General features: G+C 36.1%; 24 protein-coding genes. 9 read left to right on the plus strand and 15 right to left on the minus strand.

Translation table 11 applies throughout. From position 1 onward, the window contains the following. Positions 1-118: 118 nt before the first annotated feature. From JN11_RS19825 to JN11_RS19850, 6 genes are all read left to right on the plus strand, one after another. Complete coding sequence (locus tag JN11_RS19825) at positions 119-367, plus strand: type B 50S ribosomal protein L31 (protein ID WP_144915393.1); 249 nt, start codon at positions 119-121, stop codon at positions 365-367. A 66-nt stretch (positions 368-433) separates the two neighbouring features. Further along, on the plus strand, positions 434-1,618 hold the full coding sequence (locus JN11_RS19830) for a GlmU family protein (RefSeq protein ID WP_144915394.1): 1,185 nt from the start codon (positions 434-436) through the stop codon (positions 1,616-1,618). A gap of 86 nt (positions 1,619-1,704) precedes the next feature. Beyond that, a complete protein-coding gene (tpiA, locus tag JN11_RS19835; protein WP_144915396.1) occupies positions 1,705-2,469 on the plus strand; it encodes a triose-phosphate isomerase in 765 nt (254 codons plus the stop codon). Between the two features lie 150 nt (positions 2,470-2,619). Beyond that, entirely contained in the window at positions 2,620-3,042 is a 423-nt protein-coding gene (locus JN11_RS19840) for a hypothetical protein (RefSeq protein ID WP_144915398.1), read from the plus strand. A gap of 41 nt (positions 3,043-3,083) precedes the next feature. Beyond that, complete coding sequence (prmA, locus tag JN11_RS19845; protein ID WP_144915399.1) at positions 3,084-3,923, plus strand: 50S ribosomal protein L11 methyltransferase; 840 nt, start codon at positions 3,084-3,086, stop codon at positions 3,921-3,923. Between the two features lie 282 nt (positions 3,924-4,205). Further along, positions 4,206-4,547: a helix-turn-helix domain-containing protein gene (locus JN11_RS19850; RefSeq protein WP_144915401.1), complete on the plus strand. Its 342-nt coding sequence runs from the start codon at positions 4,206-4,208 to the stop codon at positions 4,545-4,547. Between the two features lie 17 nt (positions 4,548-4,564). Here JN11_RS19850 and JN11_RS19855 read toward each other — a convergent pair whose 3' ends face one another. The 8 genes from JN11_RS19855 to JN11_RS19890 form a co-directional block, all read right to left on the minus strand. Next, entirely contained in the window at positions 4,565-5,683 is a 1,119-nt protein-coding gene (locus JN11_RS19855) for a GNAT family N-acetyltransferase (RefSeq protein WP_144915403.1), read from the minus strand. An 85-nt stretch (positions 5,684-5,768) separates the two neighbouring features. Beyond that, a complete protein-coding gene (locus JN11_RS19860) occupies positions 5,769-5,960 on the minus strand; it encodes a hypothetical protein (RefSeq protein WP_144915404.1) in 192 nt (63 codons plus the stop codon). A 165-nt stretch (positions 5,961-6,125) separates the two neighbouring features. Continuing rightward, the gene (gene scpB / locus JN11_RS19865; RefSeq protein WP_144915406.1) at positions 6,126-6,686 is read right to left on the minus strand and encodes an SMC-Scp complex subunit ScpB; all 561 of its coding nucleotides are present in this window, start codon (positions 6,684-6,686) and stop codon (positions 6,126-6,128) included. A 21-nt stretch (positions 6,687-6,707) separates the two neighbouring features. Then, the gene (locus JN11_RS19870) at positions 6,708-7,832 is read right to left on the minus strand and encodes a CofH family radical SAM protein (protein WP_144915407.1); all 1,125 of its coding nucleotides are present in this window, start codon (positions 7,830-7,832) and stop codon (positions 6,708-6,710) included. Positions 7,833-7,888: 56 nt separating this feature from the next. Then, positions 7,889-9,394 (minus strand): ATP-binding cassette domain-containing protein, encoded by a 1,506-nt coding sequence (locus JN11_RS19875; RefSeq protein ID WP_144915409.1) that lies wholly within the window; start codon positions 9,392-9,394, stop codon positions 7,889-7,891. Between the two features lie 148 nt (positions 9,395-9,542). Further along, positions 9,543-9,767, minus strand: a complete 225-nt coding sequence (locus JN11_RS19880; RefSeq protein WP_144915410.1) for a hypothetical protein — start codon at positions 9,765-9,767, stop codon at positions 9,543-9,545. A 133-nt stretch (positions 9,768-9,900) separates the two neighbouring features. Continuing rightward, positions 9,901-10,104, minus strand: a complete 204-nt coding sequence (locus JN11_RS19885; protein ID WP_144915412.1) for a hypothetical protein — start codon at positions 10,102-10,104, stop codon at positions 9,901-9,903. 174 nt (positions 10,105-10,278) lie between these two features. Further along, positions 10,279-10,545 carry a hypothetical protein gene (locus JN11_RS19890; protein WP_144915414.1) on the minus strand — a complete coding sequence of 89 codons (267 nt, stop codon included), beginning with the start codon at positions 10,543-10,545 and terminating at the stop codon, positions 10,279-10,281. Between the two features lie 258 nt (positions 10,546-10,803). Here JN11_RS19890 and JN11_RS19895 point away from each other — a divergent pair, with 258 nt between their 5' ends. Next, on the plus strand, positions 10,804-11,373 hold the full coding sequence (locus JN11_RS19895; RefSeq protein WP_144915416.1) for an RNA polymerase sigma factor: 570 nt from the start codon (positions 10,804-10,806) through the stop codon (positions 11,371-11,373). A gap of 13 nt (positions 11,374-11,386) precedes the next feature. Further along, complete coding sequence (locus tag JN11_RS19900) at positions 11,387-12,481, plus strand: S1C family serine protease (RefSeq protein WP_144915417.1); 1,095 nt, start codon at positions 11,387-11,389, stop codon at positions 12,479-12,481. 62 nt (positions 12,482-12,543) lie between these two features. Here JN11_RS19900 and JN11_RS19905 read toward each other — a convergent pair whose 3' ends face one another. From JN11_RS19905 to pdxH, 4 genes are all read right to left on the minus strand, one after another. Then, positions 12,544-13,668, minus strand: coding sequence for an NADH-quinone oxidoreductase subunit D (locus tag JN11_RS19905; protein ID WP_144915530.1), 1,125 nt, complete (start codon positions 13,666-13,668; stop codon positions 12,544-12,546). Positions 13,669-13,868: 200 nt separating this feature from the next. Continuing rightward, a complete protein-coding gene (locus JN11_RS19910) occupies positions 13,869-14,723 on the minus strand; it encodes a cupin-like domain-containing protein (protein ID WP_144915419.1) in 855 nt (284 codons plus the stop codon). 168 nt (positions 14,724-14,891) lie between these two features. Further along, positions 14,892-15,389 (minus strand): NADH-quinone oxidoreductase subunit C, encoded by a 498-nt coding sequence (locus JN11_RS19915; protein WP_144915421.1) that lies wholly within the window; start codon positions 15,387-15,389, stop codon positions 14,892-14,894. After that, positions 15,386-16,033, minus strand: a complete 648-nt coding sequence (pdxH, locus tag JN11_RS19920; protein WP_144915423.1) for a pyridoxamine 5'-phosphate oxidase — start codon at positions 16,031-16,033, stop codon at positions 15,386-15,388. Before pdxH ends, JN11_RS19915 begins: the two co-directional genes overlap by 4 nt. Before the next feature lie 249 nt (positions 16,034-16,282). Between pdxH and JN11_RS19925 the strand changes: the two genes are divergently transcribed. After that, positions 16,283-16,846 (plus strand): YqgE/AlgH family protein, encoded by a 564-nt coding sequence (locus JN11_RS19925; protein WP_144915425.1) that lies wholly within the window; start codon positions 16,283-16,285, stop codon positions 16,844-16,846. Positions 16,847-16,918: 72 nt separating this feature from the next. Here the strand turns inward: JN11_RS19925 and purE are convergent, their stop codons facing one another. From purE to JN11_RS19940, 3 genes are all read right to left on the minus strand, one after another. Next, positions 16,919-17,419: a 5-(carboxyamino)imidazole ribonucleotide mutase gene (purE, locus tag JN11_RS19930; RefSeq protein WP_144915427.1), complete on the minus strand. Its 501-nt coding sequence runs from the start codon at positions 17,417-17,419 to the stop codon at positions 16,919-16,921. A gap of 5 nt (positions 17,420-17,424) precedes the next feature. Further along, positions 17,425-18,564 carry a 5-(carboxyamino)imidazole ribonucleotide synthase gene (locus tag JN11_RS19935; RefSeq protein WP_144915429.1) on the minus strand — a complete coding sequence of 380 codons (1,140 nt, stop codon included), beginning with the start codon at positions 18,562-18,564 and terminating at the stop codon, positions 17,425-17,427. Between the two features lie 61 nt (positions 18,565-18,625). Continuing rightward, entirely contained in the window at positions 18,626-19,015 is a 390-nt protein-coding gene (locus tag JN11_RS19940; protein WP_144915431.1) for a hypothetical protein, read from the minus strand. Between the last annotated feature and the right edge of the window lie 111 nt (positions 19,016-19,126).

A 19,126-nucleotide genomic window follows, 5' to 3' on the forward strand; every position in this document is an offset into this window, starting at 1 on the left:
ATTAGATGAGTCGGTCAGTTGCTAATCTGTAGGTAAAATTGCATTTTTTGTTTTTGTATTTTTACTTTTGGATTTTATTACTACATTTGCACCTCTTTTATAGGAAAGTTATAACGCAATGAAAAAAGACCTGCATCCATCAAATTATAGATTAGTTGTTTTTAAAGACATGTCAAACGACTATGCTTTTTTAACTAAATCATGCATCGATACCCGTGAAACAGTTAAATGGGAAGATGGTAACGAATATCCGTTGATTAAATTAGAAATTTCTCACACTTCACACCCGTTCTATACTGGTAAAATGAAGCTTGTGGATACTGCCGGACGTATTGATAAGTTCCGTACCCGTTACAACAAAAAATAATCATCTTGTTTATAAAATATTTACAAGTCTCCCGGTACATCGGGGGACTTTTTTTATTTTTGCGCCATGGCAATTATCCTGTTTGACGATAACGCACACCAAACGCTTCTACCTCTTACATTTACACGTCCCGTTGCTGACTTGCGTATTGGTATACTTACTATTGCTGAAAAGTGGAGTAAGTATCTGAAACTCGACCATTCTTTTTATACTCAAAGCTGGCTTCAAGGTAAATTTCAATTAAATGTTGAAGACGAAAATATTTTCATTAATGGCGCTGTTTGTCCTGACGAACTTTTAATTGAGGCAATTGGCCGGTTAAAAATAGGTGAGGCTTTGAAGGTTGGTGGTTATTTAATAGCTATTAAGCTGGGTAAACAGGAAGCTACCAATTTTGATCCATATACTGAGTTTAAGAATATAATTGATTTTGAGCATACACCCGTAGTGATCAAATACCCAGAGGATATTTTCAGGAAGAATGATATAGAATTGAGAAAAGATTTTACGCTGATTACCAAGGGTCGCAAAAGCGCTGCTATTAGTTCAACCAATGTAATTATTGGTGAAGATTTTTTTGCTGAAGAAGGTGCCATCGCAGAGTGCTCCACTTTTAATACAACAAACGGTCCCATTTATCTGGCTGCCAATACTGAAGTATGGGAAGGCACAAATATCCGTGGTGCATTTGCCATTTGCGAACATTCGCAGGTTAAAATGGGCGCTAAAATATATGGTGCTACAACTGTAGGGCCGTATTCAAGGGTTGGAGGCGAATTAAATAACGCCGTTATCTGGGGGTATTCGTCAAAGGGGCACGAAGGATATTTAGGTAATTCTGTATTGGGTGAATGGTGTAACATCGGTGCCGATTCCAACAATTCTAACCTTAAAAATAACTATGAGGAAGTGAAATTGTGGGATTATACCACACAGCGTTTTCGTAAAACAGGCTTACAGTTTTGCGGTCTTATTATGGCTGATCATGCCAAATGTGCTATTAATACCATGTTTAATACGGGTACAGTAGTGGGTGTAAGTGCCAATATTTTTGGTGCAGGTTTTCCTCGTAATTTTGTGCCCGATTTTGCATGGGGTGGAGCACAAGGTTTTGAAGTTTATTCTATCAAAAAGATGTTTGACACCGCAAGTAAAGTATTTGCCCGCCGCGATCATCGTACATTTGATGAAAATGAACAGGAAATATTAAAGAAAGTATTTGAATTAACAGAAGAATATAGACGATTTTAAGAGGAGTGAAAAGCAATTTTAAAGCCCAGGCTAGCTTAATATAAGTCAAAAAGCTTAATCTAACACAATCAACTAAAATAAAAATCATGAGAAAAAAAATTGTTGCCGGAAACTGGAAAATGAACCTTGATTATAATGAAGGGTTAAGTTTGTTTTCTGAAATGATCAATATGATCAATGACGAAGTAACCGGCAAGCAGGAAGCTGTTATCTGCAGCCCGTTTATTCATTTGCATAGTCTGGCTCAATTGGCTAAAGGTTATCCTAAAGTTTCATTGGGTGCTCAAAATGCTCACCAGGCCGAATCTGGTGCTTATACAGGTGAAATATCTGCAAAGATGATTAAATCTGTAGGAGCGGAATATGTTATTTTAGGTCACTCCGAGCGCCGTCAGTATTTTGGTGAAGGTAATGAACTATTGGCTAAAAAAACGGATACTGTTTTGAGTAATGGCTTAAAACCTATTTTTTGTATTGGTGAAACTTTAGAAGAGCGTGAGGCTAATAAACATTTTGAAATTATAAAAAGCCAGTTAGAAGAAGGTGTTTTTCATTTAGATGAAGAACAATTTGGAAACCTGGTTATTGCATACGAACCTGTTTGGGCAATTGGTACCGGTAAAACTGCTTCTGCTGCACAAGCACAAGAAATACATGCTTTTATAAGGATTGAAATTGCTGCTAAATACAACCAGGAGCTTGCCAACAGCACTACAATTTTATACGGTGGTAGCTGCAACCCTAAAAATGCTCCTGAACTTTTTGCTCAGCCTGATATTGATGGTGGTTTGATTGGTGGGGCGTCTTTAAAATCACGTGATTTTTTAGATATTGTGAAGGTGTTTAATTAAGATTGGCAATTTAAGGGCTTTAGGTAGTCCAGAAGTTCCAAAAGACGAAGATGTTGAAAATTAGACTTACGATGTTTTTAAAACATCGTAAGTTTTTTAATGTTAATCTCCCAAGCCAATTTCTGGCCTTTATCGCCTCAAACAAATTTCATGAAAAAGCTGCTAAAGATATTATTGCCACCATTTGCAGGGTTTAGCCTTTATTTTATTGGAGTACGATATAACCCTGAATACTTTGATTTAAGTATTGGTGAAATTGGGACAGGCTCTTTAGCTGGATTTATGGCTTTTTATAAATTTACGCTCCCTTTATTATTTACTGTTGCAGTTTTAACCCAATTGCTCATAGTAATACCTGTTTGGAATAACTTATTAACTAAATCAAAAACAAGAAAATGGTGGGCATTTATATCTTTTGTGCTAATCTGTTTACTATTTGCGGCAGGTATTGGCTATTTAATATGGGATTATGCTACAGGTGTTCATCACTTAATTGTTGTTTGCTTATTTATGTGGGCCGTTCAGCTGGTTTACTGGCTGATTGACTTGTTTGTTTTATTTTTACTGGAGTAAAGACCTTTCTTTTTTTCTCCAATTTCAAATCATTATCCAAAATGAATTATTACGAATTACTTTTTACAACTATTACTGAAGAAGATTATCAACAGGATCTGTTGATAAATGCTTTGGGCGAAATTGGTTTTGACACGTTTGAGGAACTTGATTTTGGATTTAAAGCATACATACCCGCTATTGATTTTAACCAGGAAAGACTGAATGCAGTATTGGCCCTATATAAAGATATGTTCAGTTTTAGTTATGAAATATTACTAATACCTCAAAAAAATTGGAATGAAGTATGGGAAAGCAACTTTGAACCAATTGAAATAAAAGACCAGGTTTTTGTGAGGGCGACATTTCACGAGCCAAGACTTGAGTTTCCTTATGAAATTGTGATTGATCCTAAAATGGCATTTGGTACAGGCCACCATCAAACAACCTCTATGATGCTGGAACTTATTCTTGAAAATGATTTCGAAAATAAAGAAGTGTTAGATATGGGCTGTGGCACAGGTATTTTGGCTATTATGGCTTCAAAGCTTGGTGCCGCAAACATTACAGCAATTGATTATGATCCGGTTTGTTATGAAAGCACTATTGAGAACGCACAACTAAATGAGATAAATAATATAGTTGCATTGTGCGGCTCGAAAGAGGTAGTACCTGAAACTCAATTTGATATTATCCTGGCCAATATAAACCGCAATATATTGCTTGATCAAATGGCGCGTTATAGTGAAGTTTTGAAAGATAATGGGGAGATCTATTTCAGCGGTTTTTATGAAATACCTGACCTTGCAATAATTACAGAAGAAGCTGGTAAATACGGGTTTAAATATATCGGCCATAAAAAGAATAAAGATTGGGTTGCTTCAAAGTTTTTAAAGCAATAATTAAAAACTTTTCGGGATGTGTTTCACCAAGAAATGGCTTGAATTGAAGTTCAAGTCATTTTGTTTTTTGCTTTTGAGGAAATAAATTTTTAATTTAATTTTATTTAAATACCTCATTTAATGGCTTATTAACTCATTTTTCGCACATTGTAGTTTTAAGATAAAAAAATTAACTGGTCTAAAAATAAAATATTGTTGAAAATAGTTGATAATTAGATAGATAATAAATAATATTGTAACTTTATTAACTTACGGGAAACCTATATCCTTAGTTAAAACAATATGAAAACACTTGGAAAAAAAATCAGGCTATTGCGTCATCAAAAGGCGTGGAGCCAGGAAGACGTTGCAAAAAGATTGGATATTTCCATTCCCGCTTTTTCAAAAATTGAAACCGGTATCACCGATATCAATTTGTCAAGGCTTGAACAGATAGCTAATTTGTTTGAAATGACGGTAGTTCAATTACTTACGTTTACTGATGCAGAGCACGATCAGAAAATTGTGAACGAACTGGAAACCATGAACAAAAAATTAATGGACCGGGAGACGGAAGTCATTGATCTGCAAAAAAAAGTTATTGAACTTTTTGAAGAGCTAAGACATAGCAGGATAACTGCATAGTTTTCAGTTGGATTTGCCTAAAAAATGCATCGCATTGTTAAATGCTTTTTACCAAATGCTACGCCCATTGCGTGATGCATAGCTAGCATTTTGTCGTTAAAATCGCCAACCCATGATAACTCAAGCTCTTTATATTGATTTAACGGTAATACATATTCACCAAGAGTGATAAATAACCCCGATTCAAGTCCGTGATTTTGAAACTTTTGTTTTGTCCCCATTACAATTGCCCGCATTCTTGATACGCCTTTCCACTTTTTGTACAAGAATTTTAATTTACCTATCAAATTAAGTTTTCCTTTTAATGGTTTAATCATTTGGTTGGCGTCAGGTAATATAATCATAAAAGATGCTGGCTCATCGTTTATATAGGCAAACCAAATTAAATTTTCATCCATTAATGGCTTCATTTTTTTAAAGCTTTCAGCTATGGTAGCATGAGTAATGGGTACAAAGTTTTCAAAATCTCTCCAGGCATCATTATAAATCTCCATAAAATCAGCTGCAAATTTTTCAATTTCTTTTGCTTTCAGATGCTTGAATTCATACCCTGGTTTTTTGGTAACCCATTTTGCTATTTTATAAAATCGCTCTGGAAAAGGCTTTAATACATCTAAATGATTGGTTATCTGTGCGTATGATGTTTTAAATCCATAGTGCTCAAAAAAAGCATGGTAATAAGGCGGGTTATAGTTCATACCATATGAGGGCTGTGTAAAGCCTTCAACAAGTAACCCCCAAAAATTATCGTTTTCGCCAAAGTTTATCGGGCCATCCATGGCTTGCATCCCATTTGCCTGGAGCCATTTTTTAGCAGTATCAAATAATAAAAAGGCAGCTTCTTCATTGTTTATGCACTCAAAAAAACCAATTCCGCCGGTGGGCTGCTCATAATTATAAGCCTTTTTGTTATTGATAAACGCAGCTACCCGCCCAATCAATTTTCCGCTTTCATCTCTAAGTACCCACCTGGTACATTTACCATGCTGGTGAAAATTATTTTTTGCCGGGTCAAAAACCGCTTCAATATCATTATCAAGGGGGCAAACCCAAATGTTATCGTTTTTATAAAGGATACGGGCTACATCCAAAAATGCTTTTCTAGTTTTTTTATCCTTAACTTCTGTTATTAGCATGCTTGTATCGGGTGACTTATTTATAAAAAAAGCATTCAGAGGCATAGTCTGAATGCTTTAAAAGTAGATTTATATTTTTATATGATTAATAATCGTCGTCTTCGTCGTCGTCATAACTTTCGAACCCGATATCATCTAAGGGGCCGTCGAAATCGTCATCATCATCAACTACCTTTTTCTTTGAAGGCTGATCAAGTGTGCTATCATCATCTTCTTCATCCTCGCCCGTGTTTTTAGAATCAACTTTCTTGTTTACAGGTTTTTTTGGAGTTCCCATTGCCATGAATTTTTTAGTAAAACTTTTTTCAATAATAACTTAAATGTAAGTAAAAGCAAATTTTCTTTTTCAATTAAATACATTCCCATCGTATTTGATAGTAAAAATAATCAAAATCATTTTCAATAAAAACAAGATTTTTAAATTATTTTAAATCTTAAAAAATCACTCTGTTTGCTCACCGATGGATACTGAACTGTCTGTAAAATCCTTTATTTGAGGGAGTTCATTTATGTTGTTTATACCAAAATAATCCATAAAAACACCACTTGTACCGTATAGTATAGGTTTTCCAATGGAATCTGACTTGCCAACGATGGCAATTAATTCTTTTTCCAGCAATTTTTGGATAGAATAGTCACAATTTACGCCCCGGATTTGTTCAATGTCGGGTTTTGTAACAGGTTGCTTGTAGGCAATGATGGCCAACGTTTCTAATGCAGCCTGGCTTAGTTTCTTTTTTGAACGTTGCATCTGCAACAGACTGATAACCTGGTGATAGGCCTTTTTCGTTAAAAATTGATAGCCATTGTTTGTTTTAACCAATTCAATGGCGAAATTTTTATCCTGGTATCTTTCGGTAATGCTTTTTAAATAACTATTTATTTCATCCTCTGTGAAGTCACGGTTGAAAGCCGCCTGCAAGCAATAGATAATTTCTTCTGTGCGGATGCTTTGTTCTGATACAAATACCAGCGCCTGTATGTATTGTTCGATATCTTCCATATGAATACAAGAACCTGAAGACTAATAATTAATTACTTGTTCTTCAATTTGAATAGGTATTTGGCGCCATTCGTATTTTTGGGTGCGAAGCTGAGGTTCAAAACCAGCTTCTTTTATAGATTCCTGAATACCTTTTGCCGTAAAGCGATGTGGGGCACCTGCAGCAGAAACTACGTTTTCTTCAATCATGATGGATCCGAAATCATTTGCTCCTGCATGGAGGCAAATCTGTGCTACCGGTTTGCCAACAGTTAACCATGATGCTTGTATGTTTTTAATATTAGGGAGCATAATGCGACTTAACGCAATCATACGGATATATTCATCACCGGTAACATTATTGGTTATGCCTCTTACTTTACGTAAAAGTGTGCCATCATCCTGAAAGGGCCATGGAATAAATGCAATAAAACCATAAGCCCCTTCGGGTTTTTCGGATTGTACTTCACGAATCCAAACCAAATGCTCAAACCGTTCTTCAATCGTTTCAATATGGCCAAACATCATTGTTGCAGAGCTTGGTAAATTTAATTGATGTGCCGCTCGCATTACGTCAAGCCATTCTTTACCACCACACTTACCTTTACTAATTAGCCTGCGTACACGATCATTTAAGATCTCGGCACCTGCGCCTGGAAGTGAATCTAATCCAGCCGCTTTTAATTCACGTAATACATCTATATGGCTCATCCCTTCCAGTTTTGCAACGTGTGCGATCTCTGGCGGTCCTAATGAATGCAATTTAAGAGTAGGGTATAGCTCTTTTAATTGCCTGAAAGTATCGGCATAGAATTTTAAGCCTAGGTCAGGATGATGACCACCTTGTAATAACAGTTGATCGCCTCCGTAACGGAAGGTTTCTTCAATTTTTTGTTTATAGGTTTCTATATCAGTAATATAACTGTCTTCATGACCGGGCCGACGAAAGAAATTACAGAATTTACAATTAGCAATACAAACATTGGTAGTGTTTACATTACGATCTATCTGCCAGGTTACTTTACCATGCGGAACCTGTATTTTACGTAGTTCGTTGGCGGTGTACATCAAATCGGCAGTAGAAGCATTATGATAAAGGTAAACACCTTCATCCTGGCTTAAAAACTCAAACCGCAAAGCGCGTTGCAACAGATCGGCTGTATTCATGTTTCAAATATACGAAGTGGAAGGTTAAAGCAGAAAGGTATTAATACTTTGACAATTTAATTAACAACCCGGCCCTTATCCAACCTCAAAACCTTCGTTACGCTGTCTGGAATTTCGTTTTGGTAATGTGTTACATAAATCAGCGTTACATTACTTATTCTGCAAATGGTATTCACCAGGTTTTTAAAATGCTGTTGCTGATGGGCGTCTAGTCCCTGGCAAGGTTCATCAAAAATCAGAAGATCCGGATTTTTAATTAATGCACGGGCCAACAGGCACAAACGTTGCGCACTCGCCGGTATGTTTTTCAATAATACCCTGGCGAATTTTTCTATTTCGAGTGCCTTCATCCAGCGGAAAGCGATATCTGCTTTGTTTTTTTGAGATGGCCTAAATAGACCTAAAGTATCATAATAGCCGGATTCAATTACCTGTAAACAGCTGTTATCAGTAGGGAAGTACTGATGCAATTCGGGCGACATAAAGCCGATTTTGCTTTTTATATCCCAGATACTTTCACCGGTGCCGCGTTTTTTATCGAACAATACAATATTATTGGCATAAGCCTGCGGGTTATCGCCATTTATCAAACTCAATAAGGTTGATTTTCCTGCACCATTTGGACCGAGAAGAGCCCACCTTTCACCAGGAATAATCTGCCAGTTTACTTTGTTAAGAATGATCTTGTCTCCATATTTTATGAAAGCATCGTTCATTTTTACAATGAATTCATACGCCTTTTTAGATGGATCGTTGTTCAAAAGCGCTTTAAGTTCTCCGCTATCCATATAGTCTTTTTCTTCTTTTAAAAATGATTGCGGATCAAACGCGTCTTTGGGCGCTGATTGTATAATACTTCTATTTTCCAATACAGCAACGTGCGTAATAGCATCAGGAATTTCGAAAGGTGAGGTGGCCATTAGTACGCTGATTCCGGAAGACGTTATTTCTTTAATAATGGAGGTAAATAATGTCCGTGTTTCAACATCAAGGCCGGTAAGTGGACTATCTAATAATAATATAGCCGGGTTTTTTAGTAATGCCGAAGCTATCATCAAGCGCTTTGTTTCGCCATTTGATAATTTTATAATTTGCTTGGTAAGTAGCGGATTTAGATTTAACAACATAATTACTTTATCCATGTCCCAATAATTACTGAAATGGGGGAGGATAGTAATGGATTGCAAGTATTGATTAACGGTTAATGCATCTTCAGAATCAGAAGAATTATAGCGTTGTTGATAATAAAAATCAGAAGTATTTGAAAGATTACGGAAATGATGCCTGGGTTCAACAATTGAAATTAACTTATGATGAGTTAAATGATGTTGATTTCCGCCTGCCTGGTTTAAAAAATCTTCAAAAAAATGATAGGTAATATCGCCACCTGTTATATTGAACCTGCCGGCAATAGTTTGTAGTAACGCGCTTTTGCCTGATCCGCTATTACCTATTAAAGCCCAATTTTCGCCTTTATTTATGGTGAAATTTAAATTGGTAAAAAGTGTATTGTTTAAGAACCTTACTGTAGCATGGTTTATAGAAAGTATAGGTTGATGCATAACCGGATGTTTGCCAGCAAAATTAATTATCTGGACGTATTAGCCTAAATAAATTTCAATTATCTGTATTGATAACGTGAATGGTACAAAAACAAAAATGCCCAGGATATTTATCCTGGGCATTTTTGTTTTTTCTGATAATGAAAAATTACATTTTTTTCATTTTAGCAGTATCAGTAGCTTTTTTAGAAGTATCAGCCTTTTTTGTAGTGTCAACTGTTTTCTTGGTAGTATCAGTCATTTTAGCTGAGTCCATTTTAGCTGAATCTGCTTTTGCTGAATCTGCGCTACCTGAAGCACCTTTACCTTTGCAAGCTGCGAAAGAAACCGCGATAACTAGAGCTAAAGCGCCCATTTTGAATGAATTTTTCATGTTAATTTTCTTTTAAGTGATTAAATAATTTCCATTTAATACCATAAAAAGCAAAAGGTAACCCATAATTTTTTAATAAAATTAAGATGTTACCTTTTGTAAGTTAAAAACTAAATTAACAGAAAGACTAAGATTATTTTTTCTTAGTAGTGTCTTTTTTAGTAGTGTCTTTTTTAGTTGAATCAACTTTAACAGTAGTATCTTTCTTTACAGAATCAACTTTAACTGAATCAGTTTTAACTGAATCTGTACCAGAAGTAGCTGATTTGCTTTTGCAAGCTGCGAAAGAAACTGCGATAACTAGAGCTAAAGCGCCCATTTTGAATGAATTTTTCATTTTTATTCTTTTTAAGTTGTGAATGTTTAGTCTTTAATACTATAAAGTAAAAAAGGTAACCCATTGAATTGAAAAAAAAATATAAAATTTATTCTTTTGATGAAATTATAACAAAAATGCCTGGTAATCAGCAACTAAAATTCTACTAAAAGTCCACTAAAAATTCAAACTTTGTTATTTAGGTTCTTTTTTTACTGCTGATTTTTTAACATCTGTAGCTTTAGTTACTGTTTTGCTAACGGTATCGACTTTTGCTTTTGAAGTATCTGTAGCTGGTTTAACCGTATCGACCTTTACTGTGGTATCAGATTTTGTAACACTTGATGAGGATGAATCAACTTTTGCAGAATCGGCCGCCCCGCCTGATTTATTGCCTTTACAGGCCATAACAGATAGAGAAATGGCTAAGGCTAACAAGGGTAATTTAAATGCATTTTTCATAATATTATTTTTTTAAGATGTTGATTATTAACAATTTTTACGGTGTTTGGTTTTTTGAAAACTATTCTATGAATAGTTTTAATTAGGAACGGAATGTTTTATTTATAATATTTATGCAGAATATTATTTAACCCCGACAGATTAATTGAATTAAGCGGATGTATCAACCATCTAAAAGCCAGCATTCTAAAATTTATTTTGGTTTTAATTTTTTTTTATGAAGAATGGGTTACATTTTCGCATAAATTGTATTAAGTAGTGAGTAAAGAGCTAAGTAGTGGAATACCAACAGATAATGAAGTTATCCTTGGTATACTAAATAATTCGGATAGCGTATTAAAGCGATTGTATGTTGCTTATTTTCCGATGGTATTACAACTAATTATTAATAATAACGGCAGTGCTGATGATGCTAAAGATATTTATCAGGAAGCCATAATTGTTCTTTATAATAAGGTTAAGACCGGCGATTTTGAGTTAAGCAGCAAACTGAAAACATATATTTATTCTGTTTGCCGGAGGCTTTGGCTTAAAAGGCTTGCACAAATGAACCGCTATGGGGGCGATATTAAAGATTTTCAGGAGTATTTATCAGTAGATGATGAAACTGAAAAGAATAATGAAAGGGATATTCAATTTAATAAAATGGGAAGCGCCCTTCAGTTATTAGGCGAACCTTGTAAAACTATTATTGAAGATTTTTATATAAACAACAGATCAATGCAGCAGATCTGTGAAGATTTTGGTTATACCAATGCGGATAATGCCAAAACTCAAAAATACAAATGCCTGCAAAGACTGAAAAAATTATTTTTTCAGCAAAATTGAGGAGATAAAAGCGATGAGTGATAATCAACTTTTGGAACAAATTGAAAGGTATCTTAATGGCGAGATGACTAAGGACGAGCGTGCCCGTTTTGAAATTCTGCGCAATGAAGACACTAACCTTAACAAAAAGGTAGCAGAACACAGACATTTTGTTAACCTTATAAAGCAATATGGCGAGCGTTTAGAACTGGAAAAACGTTTAAATGCTTTGCATAGTGAAATTGATGTCCATTCCCTTGAAGAAGAGTTAATAATTCATCCATCATGGATCGTGAGCATGTGGCGCAATCACCATTCTAAGATATCTGTAGCTGCTTCAATTGCTATTTTTGCGGTTTTGTGTACTTTGTTTTTCACAGGTTATTTAAATAACAAAGAACTAAATTATGCTCAACTGAAAGGCGACATTGCTAACACTAAGAAATCAATTAATGCATTACAATCTAAGGTTAACGGTCTTAACCATGCAGGCAAAGGAAGTGTTAATCCTGGTAATTTTAGGGGTACCGGTTTTGCTATTTCATCAAATGGATATATTGTTACAGATTATCATGTTGTAAAGGATGCTGATTCTGTTTACGTTCAAAGCTTTGATGGCAAATCATATCGTACTAAAGTAATATATTCTGAACCAGGCGATGATATAGCAGTATTACAAATAACCGATCCTTCATTTAAAACATTTGGTGCAATTCCGTATGCCTTTAAAAAGGCCGATACAGACATTGGAGAAAATGTATTCACTATTGGATATCCGCGTGATGTAATAGTTTTGGGTCCGGGCTTTTTAACTGCCAGTACTGGTTTCAGAGGCGACACTACCCAATATCAGGTATCAACCCCTGTTGATTTTGGAAACAGCGGTGGTCCATTATTAGATAGCAAGGGTAATGTAATTGGTATAATAAATGCTAAAGAAACTCATGTTGAAGGTGCTGCTTTTGCAGTAAAATCAAGCTACTTATTAAAGACTATACAGGATATACCGGATTCACTTAAGAGTGATCTGAATATCAATTCAAAAAATGTTTTGGCGGGATTAAATCGTGTTCAGCAAATTAAGAAAATGCAGAACTATGTATTTATGGTGAAAGTTTACAATCAGTAATACCCAAAAAACAAATACATACAATTGAGAAAGGCGAACCGTTTGGATCGCCTTTTTTTATATTATCTATCTACCTCACCCAATACAAAGTCGATAGAGCCTACAATGGCTATAAGATCTGCTATCATTACGCCTTTAGCAATTTCGGGCAGAACAGATAAGTTGTTAAAACTTGGTGCCCTAGCCTTTACACGGGTTGGAATTTCTGATTTTCCGTCAGTCATAAAATAAAAGCCCAATTCTCCTTTGGCGCCTTCGCAACGCACATAATAATCCTGTGCTTTTGGTATAGTTTTACGAGGTAGTTTGGCCCTAGGATCAAAGTCAGGAGTACGTTTTAGCTCATTTTGAAGCCTGTCAAGGCATTGTTCAATCATTTTAAGGGATTGTTCTATCTCATCAACCCTAACCTTATAACGATCCCAGCAATCACCCATCGTGCCCATTTCTCCTTTTCCTACCGGGATATCGAATTCCAGTTCGGGGTAAACGGAATAATTATCAATTCGCCTTAAATCCCATTTGAGGCCCGATCCTCTCAACATTGGGCCCGAACAGCCATAATTAATGGCAACATCCAGTGGCAATACGCCAATGTTTGCGGTACGGTTAATAAATACCTGATTGTCGGTTAAAAGCTGGTTTAATTCAACCATTTTAGGCTTAAAGTAATCCACAAACTCGCGGCATCGTTCTTCAAAACCCACCGGCAGATCATAAAATAAACCACCAACCCAAATGTAATTGTATAACATTCTTGAGCCAGATGCCCATTCAAGCATTCCCATAATGTGCTCTCTATCGCGGAAGCACCACAGAAAAGGAGTGAAGGCACCAATATCAATACCATAAGTTCCTATTGCGATTAAATGCGATCCTATGCGGTTTAATTCACATACCAGTACACGGATATACTCTACACGTTTAGGAATATCCTTATCAATACCCAGCATGCGTTCAACCCCCATTACAAAGGCATGGCTGTTATTCATTGACGCCAGGTAATCTAATCTGTCGGTAAAAGGAATGGTTTGCTGATACGTTAATGACTCAGCGTGTTTTTCAAAGCAACGGTGAAGGTAACCTATATGCGGAATTACTTCTTTTACAATTTCACCATCAGTTATCAATTCGAGCCGTAATACACCGTGTGTTGAAGGGTGTTGGGGGCCCATATTGAGCACCATATCCTCGGTAGCAGCAAAAGCAATTTTTTGGTGATAATTGTTAAGAGCAGCGCTGTATTTACTATCTGTTATGTTCAATTTCAGACTTATTTTTGAATTTCAAATTTATCGAATTCAAATCCAATTTTAATAAAATAAAAAAGCCTGCAGTAATTATTATACTGCAAGCTACATTATATATATTGATTAATTAGGCGAATTTAAAAAGCTCTGCCTTCAAAGCTTTCACTTATTTTACTGCTTTGTGTAGCCAGCCATGCATAACTATACATAGCCACAGCCTTTGCTCTACTTTGACGACTTTTAAAAGTCCATACGTCTTTCATAAATTCCTTATGATTTTTGCTGTTTAGTGTATCAAAGGCAACAGAAATAGTAGGGGTTAAAGAATACGCGGTATGCCATGTACCAAAAGGGATAAACAAGGTTTCACCAGGCCCAACAACAAAGTTTATGGGGGTAGCATCTTTATACTTAGGGAATTTTTCGAAATCGGGTTCAAAAATATTTAATTCTGAGCGCCATGGGTCATTAGGGCAGGGATAAAGTAGTTCTTCTTGTCCGCGCGGAAAAACAGTAAATTGTTTTTCACCATATAACTGGGTGATCCATGCATTTAAATGGTAATAATCCAAGTGTAAATACGGGAATTTACCCCCCGGCCCTCCTATAAACAATTCGGTAGCGCCTCCCCATTTGCCAATGCTAAACATTTTATTTTTAAGCCAGTTAGGTGATGCATAATTCAGATCAAGTGGCTGTATCAAGGGTATTAGTTCTGGCAATTGCTCTGGAATATTAAATATAAAAGGATAGGGAGCAGGATTTTTTTCAGTACTGGTTTCAACCAGATCCATTATTTCCTGCATTTTGTACGATTTACCCTGGCAAGCAGTTATACGATCAGGATAATTTTCTTTAAACCATTGAGGGGTAAAAAGACCGTTGGCTTTCCATACCTTTGCCGCATTTTTTAAGACTATGGGAATACCGGGCTTATAATGCTCCTCGATAAACTCTTCGTAAGAAATGTTATCTCTTCTAATGATATCCATAGGTTGAAAAAAGATAATGGATATATAGTTTATCCATTATTCAATGTTTGGCTATTTATACGAAATTATTGCTTTAAAGGTTTTTGCTTTTTAATGCAAAAGGTGGGAAATGAGTAAAGACCTAAAGATTATTTGCGTTTTGGTTTATAGACGATGGTTAACAAATGGTTAATCGATTTTAATGCCTTTATAATATTCAGCATTTTTATAATCTTTGCGGAGTGGGTAGCCCTCCCAATCGTCAGGTAATAGAATCCTGCGAAGATCGGGGTGGCCTTCAAAAAATATCCCGGTAAGATCATAGGCTTCGCGTTCGTGCCAGTTGGCAGTGCCATAAACAGCTGTTATGCTGGGGAACGAAGGAAGTTCATTTAAACAGCGATTGTTTTCCTTACTGATTTTTAACGTTAATTGTGTTTGGAAGGGTATTGATGCCAGGTGATAAACCACACCAAAGCGATTAATTTCTGTACCATAATCAACACCAGTTATAGAACTAAGGAAATCGAAATAGGTATTGGTATTATTGCGAAGTTCCAAGCAAACTTGCCCAATCATATCAGGCTCAATTAAAAGAGCGTGCTGTAAGCCACTTGTTTCTTCACCAGTAATTACATTAGCGCCAAATTTTTCAACCAATAATAATTTAACTTCCTCAAAATTCATGGTGCCAAACGAACTTTTTTCCAGGTTTTATTATCGATTTTTTTATACAGGATCCTGTCATGCAGGCGACTTGGACGGCCTTGCCAAAATTCAATTAATCGTGGTTTTAAAATATAACCACCCCAAAAAGATGGTTTAGGGACTTCTTTATCTTCATATTCAGTTGCCAGTTCGTTCCACTTGTGTTCAATCGTTTCCCGGCTTTCTATTTCCTGGCTTTGCGGAGATACTACTGCACCAATCTGACTGTTTTTAGGACGCGAGTGAAAGTATTTCTCTGACTCTTCTTTACTTATTTTTTCTATATTACCCTCAATGCGTATTTGTCTTTCCATGGCCGCCCAAAAGAAAGTTATAGCACCGTTAGGATTTTTATTGATCTCTTTTCCTTTGCGGCTCAGGTAATTGGTGAAAAATATGAATCCGTTGTCTGAAAATCCTTTCAATAAAACAATTCTTGAAGATGGTCTGCCATCATTTGTTGACGTAGCCAGGTTCATGGCGCTGCGTTCAGGAACGTTTGCTTCCTGTGCCTCATCAAACCATAATTCAAACTGCTTCATCGGATTGGCTTTGGTAGAAGCTTCTGATAATGCCGCAGCGTTATATTCTTCTCGTATATTTTGTAATTCTTCCTGATTCATCGGTACAAACTTACAAATTAATTATCCCGTATATAAAAGTAAAATGATAGTGAAAGAGAGAAACTGGAAATAAAGCTTCAGAAATTAAGGAAAGATGACACTTTAGGGAAATGAAAAATAAAATAATTATAAATTTTCCTTTAGTTTCTGAATTTTGACTCTTGATTCTTTCTTAAATTATTTATTTCAATTTTCGTAAAACGGAACATATTTTTACAAAACTTGTTATATTGACAAAAATTTACGCCTATGCTAAGTTCTATTTCAGCAGCCGCAGGGCGCTTGTTGATTTCGGAGCCTTTTATGATGGATCCGAATTTTAAAAGATCTGTTATTTTACTAACAGAATATTCAGAAGCAGGGGCGATGGGATTTATTTTAAATCACGCGAGTGAATTTTTATTGGGTGATATCTTGCCTGATTTATCCTATTCAGAAATTCCGGTTTTTGTTGGAGGGCCGGTGGCTGCAAATACTTTGCATTTTATCCACCGGTGTCCTGAAAAAATTGCTGATGGTATTGAAATATCAGAAGGGATTTTTTGGGGAGGTGATTTTGAAACAGTAAGGGAATTGATTACCAGTTATCAATTGCAAAGTGATGAAATAAGGTTTTTTACAGGATACAGTGGCTGGACACCAAGACAGTTAGATGACGAAATAAATGAGGATAGTTGGATAGTTGCCAGTAGTGTAGACCCAGATACGATATTTACGGGAACTGAAGAAAATTTATGGCGTAAGGCAGTAATTGGATTGGGACAGCGGTATGCCCATATTGCCAATTTTCCTGAAAACCCAGCATTGAATTGATTTCTTAATAAAAAAGAAAAGCTTACTGAGTTTTAAACCAGTAAGCTTTTATATGATTTTGTTGATCTTTAATTACAAACTCCCCATTTCTAAAGCAGATCCTTCTACTTTTTTCTTAAGTTCTTCTTTATATGCAATCAGGTTTTTAGTAATTTGATCGTCGGCTGTTGATAGTATTTGTGCGGCCAATATGCCAGCATTTTTTGCGGCATTAAGCGCTACAGTAGCCACAGGAATCCCATTTGGCATTTGGAGTATAGACAAGATGGAATCCCAACCGTCAATGGAATTGCTTGATTTTACTGGAACGCCGATAACCGGTAAGTGGGTTAATGAGGCAACCATACCGGGTAAGTGAGCTGCGCCACCTGCGCCTGCAATAATAACCTTTAAACCACGGCCTGCAGCTTCACGGGCATAAGTGAACATACGATCTGGTGTACGGTGGGCCGATACTACAGTAATCTCATAATCAACACCAAGTTCTTTTAAAATATCGGCAGCATCCTGCATAATATTAAGGTCAGACTTGCTACCCATTATAATTCCAACCTTTACTTGCTTCTGGTTCATTCTTTTTAGCTGATTACTTTTAAAGTTTCTTGAACAAATCGTGCTTTTTCAATTGCTTTTTCCCTGTCGGCATCAACAATGGTTACATGCCCCATTTTTCGGAAGGGTTTTGTTAATGCCTTGCCATATAAATGTACATAAACTCCGGGGCACTTCAATATTTTCTCGATGCCCTTATAAACTGCAGGTCCTTCGTATCCGGCTTCGCCTAAAATATTTACCATAATGGCATTATTAAGGCAAGCAGTATCGCCTAATGGCTGGTTAAATATGGCTCTCAAATGCTGTTCAAATTGTGAAACTACGTTCCCTTCAATACTTTGATGGCCACTATTATGCGGACGCGGAGCCAGTTCATTAACCAGTATCTTACCATGTTTGTCCAAAAACATTTCAACAGCCAGTAAGCCTACAATTTTTAAATCTTCTGCTATTTTGGTCGCTATTTGGGCGGCTTCCTGATGAACTTCAAATGGAAGAGTAGATGGCGAAATTAAGAATTCAACCAGGTTGGCCTGTGGGTTAAACTCCATTTCTACCAATGGGAAGGTTTTTACTTCGCCACTTTCATTCCGGGCTACAATAACACCTATTTCTTTTTCAAAATCAATCCAACGCTCAATTAAACATGGTGCTGTAAAAGCATTTTTAAGATAGCTTTCATCAATAACTTTATACACTCCTTTACCATCATAACCATCACGGCGCAGTTTCTGGATATATGGGAAAGGAATATGACTTTCCTTTAATTGCTGGGCGGATGATATTACCTGGAACTCAGCGGTTGGTATGTTGTTTTCTTTAAAGAATTGTTTTTGCAGGCCCTTATCCTGTATCAGCCTGATTATGCGGGGCTGCGGATAAACTAAAACACCCTCTTTTTCCAATTGTTCCAGTGCATCAACATTAACTTTCTCAATTTCTATAGTTAACAGATCTACCTTTTTGCCGAAATTATAAACAGTTTCATAATCACTCAATGAGCCAACTACAAATTCGTCGCATAGTTTACGGCAAGGGGCTTCACGGTCAGGATCGAGGATTTTAACCGTTACATTGTAATTGATGGCTTGTTGTATCAGCATGCGCCCTAATTGACCGCCGCCTAAAATTCCGAGTTTAAGGTCTCCGTAAAATGCTTTCATTATGTAAATGCAAGTTTAGCCTAAATCTTTTAAAAAGTATATAAATATGATAAAACGGATTTTACTTAGCCCGTAATCTGGTTGCCCTGTAATAAAAAAATGTGTGTACCAACAGAAATATGCCGCCGTTAAGCAAATAAACTTCCTTGTCGTGCTGACTTACATGTTCAAATAATGCTGCAATGATAAAAAATATGGAACCTGAAAAATATAGTGCCAAACGGAATGGTTTATTGTTCCATAATTCGGGAGTTGAAAGAAAAATTACTGGTAAAGACATAATCAGCAAAATGCAATTCAACAAAAATACACCTGAGGCGATTTTTTGAACAACGTGGCTGTAATCGCCAGTTTTTAGTAAAACCGCGTAAAAAATACAGGTTGCGGCAGTTGAGATCAGTGTGGAAATGATAAATGTTGTAAAAAGTGAACGTAGCAGTTTCTTAACCATTGCTTGATAAAATAAATAGCAAAGTTGAGCATTTTGGCCGGAGATAACGCATTTGTAATGTAAAAATTTGAGTATTTAAAAGACTTATTGATATTGTAACAATTGGCTCAT

The sequence above is a fragment of the Mucilaginibacter frigoritolerans genome, from assembly GCF_007830615.1.
GTDB lineage: Bacteria > Bacteroidota > Bacteroidia > Sphingobacteriales > Sphingobacteriaceae > Mucilaginibacter > Mucilaginibacter frigoritolerans.

Bases quoted from the DNA above. Each gene is read 5' to 3' on its own strand.
- JN11_RS19825 (WP_144915393.1), top strand. From the start codon at position 119: ATGAAAAAAGACCTGCATCCATCAAATTATAGATTAGTTGTTTTTAAA.
- JN11_RS19830 (WP_144915394.1), top strand. From the start codon at position 434: ATGGCAATTATCCTGTTTGACGATAACGCACACCAAACGCTTCTACCT.
- tpiA (WP_144915396.1), top strand. From the start codon at position 1,705: ATGAGAAAAAAAATTGTTGCCGGAAACTGGAAAATGAACCTTGATTAT.
- JN11_RS19840 (WP_144915398.1), top strand. From the start codon at position 2,620: ATGAAAAAGCTGCTAAAGATATTATTGCCACCATTTGCAGGGTTTAGC.
- prmA (WP_144915399.1), top strand. From the start codon at position 3,084: ATGAATTATTACGAATTACTTTTTACAACTATTACTGAAGAAGATTAT.
- JN11_RS19850 (WP_144915401.1), top strand. From the start codon at position 4,206: ATGAAAACACTTGGAAAAAAAATCAGGCTATTGCGTCATCAAAAGGCG.
- JN11_RS19855 (WP_144915403.1), bottom strand. From the start codon at position 5,683: ATGCTAATAACAGAAGTTAAGGATAAAAAAACTAGAAAAGCATTTTTG.
- JN11_RS19860 (WP_144915404.1), bottom strand. From the start codon at position 5,960: ATGGGAACTCCAAAAAAACCTGTAAACAAGAAAGTTGATTCTAAAAAC.
- scpB (WP_144915406.1), bottom strand. From the start codon at position 6,686: ATGGAAGATATCGAACAATACATACAGGCGCTGGTATTTGTATCAGAA.
- JN11_RS19870 (WP_144915407.1), bottom strand. From the start codon at position 7,832: ATGAATACAGCCGATCTGTTGCAACGCGCTTTGCGGTTTGAGTTTTTA.
- JN11_RS19875 (WP_144915409.1), bottom strand. From the start codon at position 9,394: ATGCATCAACCTATACTTTCTATAAACCATGCTACAGTAAGGTTCTTA.
- JN11_RS19880 (WP_144915410.1), bottom strand. From the start codon at position 9,767: ATGAAAAATTCATTCAAAATGGGCGCTTTAGCTCTAGTTATCGCGGTT.
- JN11_RS19885 (WP_144915412.1), bottom strand. From the start codon at position 10,104: ATGAAAAATTCATTCAAAATGGGCGCTTTAGCTCTAGTTATCGCAGTT.
- JN11_RS19890 (WP_144915414.1), bottom strand. From the start codon at position 10,545: ATGAAAAATGCATTTAAATTACCCTTGTTAGCCTTAGCCATTTCTCTA.
- JN11_RS19900 (WP_144915417.1), top strand. From the start codon at position 11,387: ATGAGTGATAATCAACTTTTGGAACAAATTGAAAGGTATCTTAATGGC.
- JN11_RS19905 (WP_144915530.1), bottom strand. From the start codon at position 13,668: ATGGTGCTCAATATGGGCCCCCAACACCCTTCAACACACGGTGTATTA.
- JN11_RS19910 (WP_144915419.1), bottom strand. From the start codon at position 14,723: ATGGATATCATTAGAAGAGATAACATTTCTTACGAAGAGTTTATCGAG.
- JN11_RS19915 (WP_144915421.1), bottom strand. From the start codon at position 15,389: ATGAATTTTGAGGAAGTTAAATTATTATTGGTTGAAAAATTTGGCGCT.
- pdxH (WP_144915423.1), bottom strand. From the start codon at position 16,033: ATGAATCAGGAAGAATTACAAAATATACGAGAAGAATATAACGCTGCG.
- JN11_RS19925 (WP_144915425.1), top strand. From the start codon at position 16,283: ATGCTAAGTTCTATTTCAGCAGCCGCAGGGCGCTTGTTGATTTCGGAG.
- purE (WP_144915427.1), bottom strand. From the start codon at position 17,419: ATGAACCAGAAGCAAGTAAAGGTTGGAATTATAATGGGTAGCAAGTCT.
- JN11_RS19935 (WP_144915429.1), bottom strand. From the start codon at position 18,564: ATGAAAGCATTTTACGGAGACCTTAAACTCGGAATTTTAGGCGGCGGT.
- JN11_RS19940 (WP_144915431.1), bottom strand. From the start codon at position 19,015: ATGGTTAAGAAACTGCTACGTTCACTTTTTACAACATTTATCATTTCC.